Origin of the sequence: Paralcaligenes ureilyticus (assembly GCF_004346225.1) — a bacterium.
GTDB classification, from domain to species: Bacteria; Pseudomonadota; Gammaproteobacteria; order Burkholderiales; family Burkholderiaceae_B; genus Paralcaligenes; species Paralcaligenes ureilyticus.
Window position 1 is genome coordinate 18346 of sequence record NZ_SMAJ01000018.1, and the last position, 10341, is coordinate 28686.

A 10341-nucleotide genomic window follows, 5' to 3' on the forward strand; every position below is an offset into this window, starting at 1 on the left:
GGCATGCGGCTGTTTAACCATTTCAGCCGCATGAAATTCGGCAAGTACCCCGTCTTCCACTGCATTTGAACTCCTAAACCTCCTCTATCAATCCACACCATGCAGACACTTGCTTCGCTATCTCTCGCTCCCGGGCCCGATGCCGTCCCCAAGGCTCTGGCCTGGCTGGAATCGATCGCCAAACGGGAACACTGGCACAAGCGGACAACATCCAAGCTCATCCTGTGCCTTGACGAGGCGCTGAGCAATGTTGTCATGTATGGCTTCCATGGTGGAGCTCATGACACAGGCACGGCATGCATCGCCCTTGCAGTCCTTGCCAGCGAACAGGAAATCGCGCTCGATATCATCGACAATGGCAGACCCTTCGATCCTACCCAGGCGGTTACACGAGGCCTGGCGGAATCTGTGGACGAAGCAGCTATCGGAGGCCACGGGCTGCGCCTGATGCGGCATTATCTACAGGATATTCACTATCGGCGGGCAGATGATAAAAATCATTTGCGTCTGACGGCTATTGCCGATTCCGACAAGACCGAGCCATGAGCGCCACCGCACCATCGGTCGCGCCGGCGACAAGCCTGCACAATGCTTTCCCCGAAACAGCCCTGGCCTACGTAAACCAGGCCGCCATTGCACATAACCTTCAGTCCTTGCGTCACACACTGAATTCGGCCGGCAAAAAAAACACTCCTTCAATCTGGGCGGTCGTCAAAGCCGACGCCTACGGCCACGGCGTAATGCATGTCCTGCCCGGCCTGCATGGTGCCGACGGCATCGCCGTGCTTTCCATACCCGAGGCCTATGCGCTTAGATCCCTGGGCTGGCACAAGCCAATTCTTGTCATGAGTGCGCAATTTTCCGCTGTCGATCTGCGAGACCCGAAATTGTTTCCGCTTCATCTGGTTATCGATAACGAAAGGCAGATCGTCGAGCTGGAAAGGTTGCGGCAGGCGGACCGGCCTTTTGCATGGCTACGCTATAGCGGCATTTTGCATCACGCGGGCTTCGACGGCCAAGGCTATGGCCCCGCCTGCGGCCGACTGCAAAAATTGCTGCGCACCGATGTGCTCTCGGGATTTGGGCACATGCAACACTATGCCCAGGCGGAAGACGCCGAGCAGTTGCGCGCGGAACGGAAAATATTCGAAGCCCTGTTTGCGGCCCTCCCCGGCCCGCGCTGCACCGAAAATTCCGCGGCCCTGCTGTCCGATCCGGGCTATGCCGCCGGCGCCGATTGGGTACGTAGCGGCATCGCGCTCTATGGGATAAGCCCATTGCACGATGTCACCGGGTCAGGCCTTGGGCTGATGCCCGCCATGACGCTGCGGGCTGCCATTCATCGCGTGCAAAAACTGCCGGCGGGTCAGCCGCTGGGATACGGCGCAACATTTCGGACCAGCTACGACATGCGCATTGGGCTTGTGGCCTGCGGCTATGCCGACGGGTATCCGCGCGGCATTTCCGAAAACTGCCCCGTGCTGATCGACGGCCGCAAAAGCCGGATTCTTGGCCGGGTATCGATGGACACCATAACAGTGGACCTGAGCGCCCATCCAACAGCGGGCCCAGGCACGATCGTTACGCTCTGGGGCGCCGACGACTTGCCGGTAGAAATGATCGCCCGTTCGGCGGGAACCATACCGGCGCAGCTTTGCACCGGCCTCACCGCGCGAGTACCGAGACTGGCTATCGACGCCCCAGGCGGGGTGCGAAAGCCATAAACGCCAGCGTAGCCACCAGATACAGCATGCCGGTCACAGCCAGGCCGCCAGAAATACCTACAGAGGCGAACAGCCCGCCCACCAACAGCGGGCCCAGCATCTGACCGAACTTGTCCGCCGCGCGCATAACGCTGGTGGCCGCGCCGGCGCCATAATTCTGGACGTGATCCAAAGACAGCATATAAGCCGTTTGCGCCCCTCCGGCCAGGCAACTGGCCAGCGCCAACAAAACAACGGCTATGGCGGCCGCAAGAATACCGCTGGCAAAATGCAGGCTCAGCAACCCTATGCTGCCCACCAGCCCACCGGCCGCTATCCAGTATTTCTTGTAGGCGCTGCGATCGGCCATCCTGCCCATATAAGGCCCGACGTAAATGACGCAAAAGCCATACAGCATCAGGATGCGGCCAACGCTGGCCACTGACGAGCCCTGCGCATCCATGTATAAAGGCAGCGCATACGTCAGCAGGCCGACCTGGGCAATCGAAAAGGGAATAATGCAGCCCACCAGCAGCATGCCGAAATCACGCGTGGCAAGCAGCTTGCGCAGCGTCACCCAGGACCGGACGGCGGGCGCCGCGGCACTGCGGGCTTCATGCTGCCCCGGCAAATGACGATAGGGCCACATCAGGGTCAACACACCCACCGCCGGCAGCGCCAGTAAAACCGCGCCTATGACGAACACCGCACTGAAACCCAACTGCTGCATGATCATGGCGCCTACCGCGGCGCCCGACAAATGGCCCGCGAACAGGCCGGCAACGACCGAAGCCATATTGCGCCCCCGGTACGCGGCGGGGCTGCGGATAACGACAAAACCCTGCAGGCCCATCCAGGCCAGCCCGTAACCCAGGCCCACCAAACCCCGCGCAAGAATAAACGTAATTAGAGACCCCGCCGCCGCGCAGGCCAGATTGCCGGCCACCGCGATCAACAGGCCTGTCAGCACCGGAAACTGCCAGCCACGCCGGTCAATCAACCGTCCCGCAAGCAAGGCCGTCAACAGGCCACAAGCCATCTCTGCCGCGATAGGCAGCGCCACCAACAGGGCGGCGCCTTGCCCCGACCCGCCGTCGGGCAGCAAAGAACGCGCATATATCGGCAAAAAACTGAGCGGCAGCGCCAGGGCGAACAGAAACCCGAACATGACCGGACGCACGAGCGAGCCGACGCTCGACGAATCGTCCAGCCCGACAGGTTCGCCCGAGGACGTCCGGACAGGCACCGCAAACGCCCTGTCCATCAGCAAGGTCAGCAGCAACAGCAACTCTATGGCGGCCACCAGCGCAACGGCGACCACGGTTGCCGCATCCAGAATCCGGGCATGGACGCCCTGCGCGATAAGCGTCTTATCGGGCAGTATCTGCAAGGAAGCAATCTCGGGGCCATCCGGCCTGGCTTTCAGCGGAAAAACCAGGGAGTCGTCGCCCACCACGGAGGAAACCTGCGCCGGCATGGCGCCATGCGCATTGGCGCGGTTTAAAATTTTGCCGTCGGCGCCGAGCAGCCGCAATTCACTGATGACCGGAAAGGACGCGGCCAGCCGCGCCATAGGTTGTTCGACGCCACGCAGGTGGTCGGGCGCAATTCCGAAACCAAGAACCCGATCAAGATCATGCTGCAGGCCCCGTCCCAGAACCTCGGTGTTTTCGCGCGTGACCTGAACCCATACGACACGAAACGTGTGTATCGTGTAGGCCGCGTACAAGCCCTGCGCCAGAAGCAGAATCAATAGCGGCGCAAATAGCCTGGCGCGGCTGGCGGAGGCCAACTCATACAGGGGGATGACAAAACGGAAGAACAGCGTCAGAAGAATCGCGGCACCCAAGGTGGAAATGGCCAATACACCCAGGTTATGGGTCATCAGCGCGCTATTTTTCATGTTCTGCTGTCGGACCTGCAAAACGACCGCCCCCTTCATGTCGGCGTCCGCCAGCATCAACGGAACGGCCACCATGATTCCTTGTGCGTCAGTCTGGTACACAGCGCCCGAAGGGCTGCGCACGACCCCCATGCCCGCATCCCCCCGAGTTCTCAAAGCCTTCAGCAACGATGCAGTCTGAAGCCCATCGCCCACCGAGGCGACGACTTGCCCGCCCGACAGCACCACGCTGGCACCCAGCAAATCGGGAATGCGCTGCCGCAAGCTGGCCAGCATTTCCGACAAGCCAAAATACTGCGCCAGAGGCTTGCCCAGCCTCATGCCGGTCTGGATCTGGGCCGATGTCTGTCCGGCCAGCAGCTCGACTCGCTCGGCGGTATTGTCGATGGCCAGACGATCCAGTGCCGACAGGCTAAGCGCGCCGATCAACGCCTGCGAGAGCAAAAGCACCAGCATGCACGCCAGCAGCACGTCGCGCAGCGGATGGCGCCGGCGCGCCGGTCGTGTTGTTGCATCAGCGTTCATAGTCTCGTCGGCGCAGGTCGCCCACGCCATTCCCTCTTTAATAAATAAGCCGCAGGCGCAATAATAAATTACAATCGCATGCAAAAGCACACTTCCCACTTACATTCCCACGGCGCCCGGCGCTGCAACCCCCCTGTTGGGCAGTCATTTATGCGATTAACCTCGCTGCGCAGCAAAATTTTTCTCCTCGTCGGCCTAACGCTCTTCCTGAGCGCCGTGGCCGTTCTGTTCGTCACCGAGCGCAACGTTACCCGCACCGTCATCGCGGGCGAAAAACTGGCCGTCGACAACGTGTTGAATCTGCTGGTGCGCGATAGCGACGCGCACTGGGGCGATCTGCTTAACAACAAAATCACCACTGTGCGCGACGACCGCAAGCAACTGGTGCAATTGGGCAATACGATACAGTCGGTTCTTGCGATGTATGCGGATCAGGCCGCGCACCATAAAATCAGCACCGGGGAAGCCCAAGATCTCGCCAAACAATGGATAAATAATCTGTCCATAGGCAACGAGCGCTTCAGTTTCATCTTCAGTCACGATCTGATCACCATCGCCAGCGGCGAGAAATCGCTTCTGGGTGTAAGTCTGGCCAAGGTAAAAGACTTCAAAGGCCATGACATGGCCGCCTCGGCCTATCAGGAAGCCCGCGTCAGCGGCCACAGTTTCGCCATTTATCACCTGCCTTCAACGGGCCAGCAGAAACAGGGCGAACTGCGTTATGCCTATTTTGCCTATTTTCAGCCTTGGGACTGGATCTTGGCGGTTAGCGGAGACGCGCGCGAGGTTGTAAAACAATTCGACCTGCGGCGCAAAGAAATGGATCGCTCCATCGGCGAAGCCATGAAATCGCTTCGGCTGGCCCAATCGGGGTTCGTGTTCATTGCCGCCGACGACGGCCGTTTGGTCTCACCGCCGCCGCCCAAGCAATCGGGCCTGCTCGACCAGCAAGACGCCACCAGCCAAAAAAGCTTGCGCACATTGCTCGGCGCCATACCGCCCAATGGCCAGATATCGAACTTCCAGTTCAACAGCAACGATTCCGACGGCCCCTGGGAAATCAGCGCGGCCTATTTCAAACCACTGGGGTGGACCATCGTCGCCGCCGTCCCGAACAAGGATCTGACCCGCGCGGCGATCCAGTTGCGCAACCGGCTGGCCTGGGTATTCCTGCTGGCATTGCTGCTGTCGCTGGCCATTGCATGGATATTGTCTACACGCATCGCCAGGCCTTTGCGAGACTTGACCGATTTCGTCCGTAAACTACCCGAACAGGACCTGAGCATCGCCAGCCCCACACCGCCGCATATTGCCCAACTGCCGCAAAAACAACCCGATGAAGTAGGCCGCCTGGCCGCCACGTTCATGTTCATGGATCAGCAATTGCGCGAAAAAATCGCCAGCCTGCTTCAAGAGACGTCCAGCCGCGAGCGCTTCGAAAGCGAACTGAATATTGCGCGCAGCATCCAGAGGGGTTTGCTGCCCACCCCACTCGCCGCCGGCACGCTCGCGAAAGTGGACCTGAACGCCACCATGATTCCCGCCAAGGAAGTGGGCGGCGATCTATACGATTACTTCCTGCTGCCCGACGGGCGGCTGTGCCTGGCCATTGGCGACGTTTCCGACAAAGGCATACCGGCCGCCCTGTTCATGGCGGTCACCCGCACGCTGATACGGGCGTCGGCCGAGGACGAAGCAGACCCGGCCCGGCTGATGGAACGCGTCAACAATCGACTGTCCGAGAACAACCCCAACCTGATGTTCGTTACCCTGGTCATCGCTGTGCTGGATATGAAAACGGGCGAGTTGACCTGGTCCAACGGCGGGCACCTGCCGCCGTGCATACTCAGTGTCAATGGCAAACTTCGCCTGCTTGAAGATCGCAGCGGCCCAGCTTGCGGCGTCCAGGAAGATTTGCCCTACAAACAATTCAGCACCCGACTCGAGCCCGGGGAAATCCTGATAGGCTATACCGATGGGGTAACCGAAGCACTGAATCCGAACGGCAATCTTTACGGAGAGCCCCGGCTCTTTGCCCTGATCGCCGAGCAAAAGCCCGACAATGCGCAAAGCCTGATGGCGGCGCTGCTGCACGATGTGCATGAATTTGCCCAAGGCACGGAGCAATCGGATGACATTACCTTGATCGTCGCAAAAAGGGCCATGCCATGATTTCACGTTTTCTTTTTTGCATCGTCACGGCCATCAGCCTGCTCGCCGTCCCGTCTTCGCAAGCGCAAACGGCGGCATCGACGCCTGCGGGCCAGGCCAGCGTCTTTGCCACGACGCCCACGGCCAAACCCGACGGCAAGCGCTGGCGCATAGGCTACGTGGAAAGCGGCAACTACGATCAATATCCACTCACCCTGACACAAATAATCAAAGGCCTGCAGCACCTGGAGTGGCTGCATCTGAATACCGACATTCCAAAGGGGATCAGCGGGCACGATCTGTGGACGTGGCTTGCGGCCAACGCACAAAGCAAATACCTGGAATTCGTCCAGGACGCATACTGGCAGCCCGGAGACTTCGATGCCGAAAAGCGGGCACCCATGCGCGAAGCCATCGTCAAGCGTATCCATGACAAGGGCGATATCGACCTGATGATCGCCATGGGCACGTGGGCGGGGCAGGACATGCGCGCCATCGGCCCGCCGATTCCCACCATCGTGGCCTCAGCGAGCGATGCGGTTGGCGCCGGCATATCGGATAGCGCCAAGGACAGCGGCCGGGAAAACCTGCACACTCGCGTCGAACCCGAGCGCTTCCAGCGCCAGGTGCGGCTGTTCCACGAAATCGTTCCCTTCAAGAAGCTGGGCATCGTCTACGAAAACAGCGCTGCGGGCCGCACCTATGCCGCCGTGGATGCGGTGGAACAAGTCAGCCGGGAGCTCGGCTTTTCTGTCCAGCCCTGCTACGCCGCATCCAGCAGTATTCCTACCGAACAGGCCGTTGCCAATGCTGTCGGCTGTTACAGCAAACTGGCCGACGAGCGCGTCGACGCGGTATACGTCACCACGCACCGCGGCGTCACCCCCGATTCAATAGTGGCCATCTCAAAAATACTGGAACAGGCCAAGATACCCAGTTTTTCGATGAACGGCTCCAAAGAAGTCAAGCAGGGAATCCTGCTTAGCCTGGCGCAAGCCGATCTATCTTACGTAGGGCTTTTTCAGGCCGAGGCCATCGCCCGTATCTTCCACGGAGCCAAACCGCGCCAGCTTAGCCAGATATGGATAGATCCGCCAAAGATCGCGCTGAACCTGGCTACCGCCCGGGTTATAGGATTCAACCCGCCGGTCGATATCCTCCTGGCGGCCGACGAGGTGTATCAGACGGATCCCTGATCATCCGTGCCGGCCACGCGTCGTCCAGCCGGCCAGCGCCTATTTTTTCGGCAAAGCGCCAAACCGGTCGGGATGCAAGGCGGCGTGCCGCGGCAACAAAGCGGCCAGGCGGCTACCTTGCGTGCCGCCTGCGCTCTCCCACGTATCCAGAAGACGGTCTGCGGCCGTGCGACCCGACTCCCCTATGAATTCCGCGTAGGCCAGCCAATGCCGGTCGCACTGTGGCAAGCCGGCGCGCGCCACCGCCAGCACGTCGGCGCAGAGCGCCTTGATTTGGGCATCGCCCAGTCCCGCTCGCAGGGCGGGCTGTCGCAACGCGCCAAGGCGCTTCCAGCCCCATTCCTCGACCAGCAAGCGGGCATCGGCAAGATTGGCCAGCAGGCCCGCCTGCAATGCCGACGGCGCAAGCAGCACGCTTTGCGCCACCTTTGCGCCGGCCTCGCTCAACAGGCAGGCATCGGCAAATCCCGCGCCCGGCGCGCGGGCCTCGATATAAACCTGGGCGTCGCACGCCGTAAACAAAGTCTCGAGCCCGCCCTCGCGCCGCCATGCCGCCATTAGATCGGGTAGCGGCGGCAAAGCGCCGAATCGATATCGCAAGCGCGCGTCCAGAAACTGCCCTATTTGGGAATACTCGAAATGGTGCGTATCGGGCGCAAGCCGGACTGCACAATCGTTATCGGCTCGATGGCCCGGCCATTGCGACGATTGCAGAAAACTCAACAGGCAGGGATCGCCGTCCAGAAGAGCCGTCGGGACAGCCTTGTAATCGTAGGACGGTGCGAGCGGCAGGCCACGCGTCACCGTGCCCGGCCCGAACATCCACAGGAAAAAATCGCCCATGTCGCGAAAAGGACGCTCCGGATAGCTGCACAATTGCAGATCGCCGGGAAACTTGGCGGGGCCGAAGACGCGCTGCCAGAGCGTCATGCGATTTTCCTTGAAACCCGTCACCCGACCAGACTCAAGTGGGCTATTGGCAAACAGGGCGATACTGGCCGGCGCCAGGGCCACCGCCACATTCAGCGCGTCTATGGCATGATCGATAGGCACCGATGTGTTGGCGCCATTTTGCGCTTTGGCGTCAATGCCTTCCCAGTGATGCCAACCCCGGTAGCCCCGCAGTTCCCGGTAGATGGGACGCGGAACACAGACCCGCTCATACCAATCGGCATCGCGTGGACAAGCCGGATGTTGCGATGCGTTCAGGACGCAGGCATGGTCGCTTTTCAAGGCGTCAAGCGTATCGGCCAGCTCCTGATGCGCGAGCACCGCCAGGCGTTGCAGCCCTCCCGATCCGCCGTCCACGGGTGCGAGGGATGTTTCCAGCAGATTGAAGCCGTTATCCAGACCGCACTCGGCGACCGGCGTGTGCAAGCCGACACAACGGCCCGAAAGAGTGCTGGGCCGGCACGCTATCCCCTTTTTTTCCTTGATCGAGCGCAATGCGTCGAAATAGGCTTCCACAGGCAGGCTCGCACCGGTTTCGGCGTGCGCCACAACCATTTCCATTTCCAGTCCGATCCTGGGGCAATACGCTTCCTTAAGCCCATTATCCAATTTGTCTCCGAATCAATTACGTAACGGCGTGCACCAGGAAAAGCCTTCATGACAATCAACCATGGTCTTGAACACTTTGGCTAAACCCGGATAATCCCGGCCCCAGACGCGCACGCCCAGCGCTTCCAGCAGCGCCATGGGGTAAAACACGAACGCCGCGCGCCAGTCGGCATTTTCCCGGCACATCCGTAACGCCTCGTCCAAAGAGGCCGAACGGACCGTGCCGCCCCCCGAAGCCCCGGGCGTCGACATGGCCCGCTCGTCGAAAAGGCCCAAAGGCATGTCTTCCCAGGGTCGGGCGAGCAGAAAGTCGGCCGCGCCCGATAGCCTGAGAATCCCGCCCAGCATTCGATGAATCTGTGCCACCACTCCCGACCAGTCGCCCTGCCCTGTCTGGCGAACCAGACGCATGCCGGAATACAGCGGCGTAGTGGGGCTATCGAGCCCCCAGCGCCAACTGCATGGACGGCTCAGCAAGGTCCAGACAGGCACGCCAAGGGCGCCGGCCAGGTGAGCCGGCGCGCTATCGGTGGTGATCAGCAGATCCAGTCCGACGATCGCGTCGGCCAGGTCGGCCACATCGGTAAACGTGCAGCCAAGCAGTTCTACGGCGGCGGCCCAAGGCTGACAAGACAGCCGACGTTCGTCATCGCCCCATTGCACACTGACCCAGTCTATCCCGGGATAATCGCGCAATACGGGTTCGAGCAGAGCCGGAGGCAGCGATTTGATGTTGGCGGCAACACCTGTGTTGCTGGTTATCCAGTTCAGACCCACCCGCAACCGGCCATTGGCGGGCGCAGGTTTGCGGCCGTGTGCGGTCAGATAGGCGTCGCCCCCCTTCGAGTCGTGGGTCAAGGATCCCAAACGCATGATCGACACATGAACGTCATCGGGATCGTCACGGCTTTCACCAAATGCAATCGTTTCGATTTCGGTCGATTGCCGACGCAGCAAACGCTGCAACTCGGGGCGGCATTGGACACGCACCCGACGGAACTGCTTTGCAACAGACGACACATACCGCCATTGCTGAACGATGTCGCCGACCCCCTGATCGGCAAGAATCAACAGATTGCGCTCGCTAAAAGCAGGCGTTGTTTCTTGAAAAGCCGACGGTTGGGCGTCGCGGCGGCTCAGGCCATGAGGAGCGTTGGCATCCCAAAGCATGGACTCGATCTGCCCGGTCGACGGGCGCGTCACATCCACATCCAGAGACCACGGCTGGCCCAGCGACGAAGGCCCGACACTGATCCGAAGATCATCCACAACCCAGCGAAATTGCGTTGTCGAGTCCATGACG

At 60.7% G+C, this 10341-nt stretch carries 7 protein-coding genes; 4 read left to right on the forward strand and 3 right to left on the reverse strand.

What is annotated here, in order from left to right; translation table 11 throughout:
* The first annotated feature begins 99 nt into the window (after positions 1–99).
* Both EDC26_RS17305 and alr read left to right on the forward strand, forming a co-directional pair.
* A complete protein-coding gene (locus tag EDC26_RS17305; protein WP_132584970.1) occupies positions 100–546 on the forward strand; it encodes an ATP-binding protein in 447 nt (148 codons plus the stop codon).
* A complete protein-coding gene (gene alr, locus EDC26_RS17310; RefSeq protein WP_132584972.1) occupies positions 543–1724 on the forward strand; it encodes an alanine racemase in 1182 nt (393 codons plus the stop codon). Before EDC26_RS17305 ends, alr begins: the two co-directional genes overlap by 4 nt.
* Here the strand turns inward: alr and EDC26_RS17315 are convergent.
* On the reverse strand, positions 1690–4131 hold the full coding sequence (locus tag EDC26_RS17315) for an MFS transporter (RefSeq protein ID WP_132584974.1): 2442 nt from the start codon (positions 4129–4131) through the stop codon (positions 1690–1692). The genes alr and EDC26_RS17315 overlap by 35 nt on opposite strands.
* Before the next feature lie 150 nt (positions 4132–4281).
* Between EDC26_RS17315 and EDC26_RS17320 the strand changes: the two genes are divergently transcribed.
* Together EDC26_RS17320 and EDC26_RS17325 are read left to right on the forward strand one after the other, a co-directional pair.
* A complete protein-coding gene (locus EDC26_RS17320) occupies positions 4282–6303 on the forward strand; it encodes a SpoIIE family protein phosphatase (protein ID WP_132584976.1) in 2022 nt (673 codons plus the stop codon).
* Positions 6300–7478 (forward strand): ABC transporter substrate-binding protein, encoded by a 1179-nt coding sequence (locus tag EDC26_RS17325; RefSeq protein WP_132584978.1) that lies wholly within the window; start codon positions 6300–6302, stop codon positions 7476–7478. Before EDC26_RS17320 ends, EDC26_RS17325 begins: the two co-directional genes overlap by 4 nt.
* A 39-nt stretch (positions 7479–7517) precedes the next feature.
* Here EDC26_RS17325 and EDC26_RS17330 read toward each other — a convergent pair whose 3' ends face one another.
* Both EDC26_RS17330 and EDC26_RS17335 read right to left on the reverse strand, forming a co-directional pair.
* Complete coding sequence (locus EDC26_RS17330) at positions 7518–8990, reverse strand: glutamate-cysteine ligase family protein (RefSeq protein WP_425012846.1); 1473 nt, start codon at positions 8988–8990, stop codon at positions 7518–7520.
* 60 nt (positions 8991–9050) lie between these two features.
* Entirely contained in the window at positions 9051–10337 is a 1287-nt protein-coding gene (locus tag EDC26_RS17335) for a glycosyltransferase family 9 protein (RefSeq protein ID WP_132584982.1), read from the reverse strand.
* Positions 10338–10341: the final 4 nt, after the last annotated feature.

Coding starts and splice junctions, on each gene's coding strand:
- alr (WP_132584972.1), top strand. CDS start 543: ATGAGCGCCACCGCACCATCGGTCGCGCCGGCGACAAGCCTGCACAAT.
- EDC26_RS17330 (WP_425012846.1), bottom strand. CDS start 8,990: ATGGAAATGGTTGTGGCGCACGCCGAAACCGGTGCGAGCCTGCCTGTG.
- EDC26_RS17335 (WP_132584982.1), bottom strand. CDS start 10,337: ATGGACTCGACAACGCAATTTCGCTGGGTTGTGGATGATCTTCGGATC.
- EDC26_RS17315 (WP_132584974.1), bottom strand. CDS start 4,131: ATGAACGCTGATGCAACAACACGACCGGCGCGCCGGCGCCATCCGCTG.
- EDC26_RS17305 (WP_132584970.1), top strand. CDS start 100: ATGCAGACACTTGCTTCGCTATCTCTCGCTCCCGGGCCCGATGCCGTC.
- EDC26_RS17325 (WP_132584978.1), top strand. CDS start 6,300: ATGATTTCACGTTTTCTTTTTTGCATCGTCACGGCCATCAGCCTGCTC.
- EDC26_RS17320 (WP_132584976.1), top strand. CDS start 4,282: ATGCGATTAACCTCGCTGCGCAGCAAAATTTTTCTCCTCGTCGGCCTA.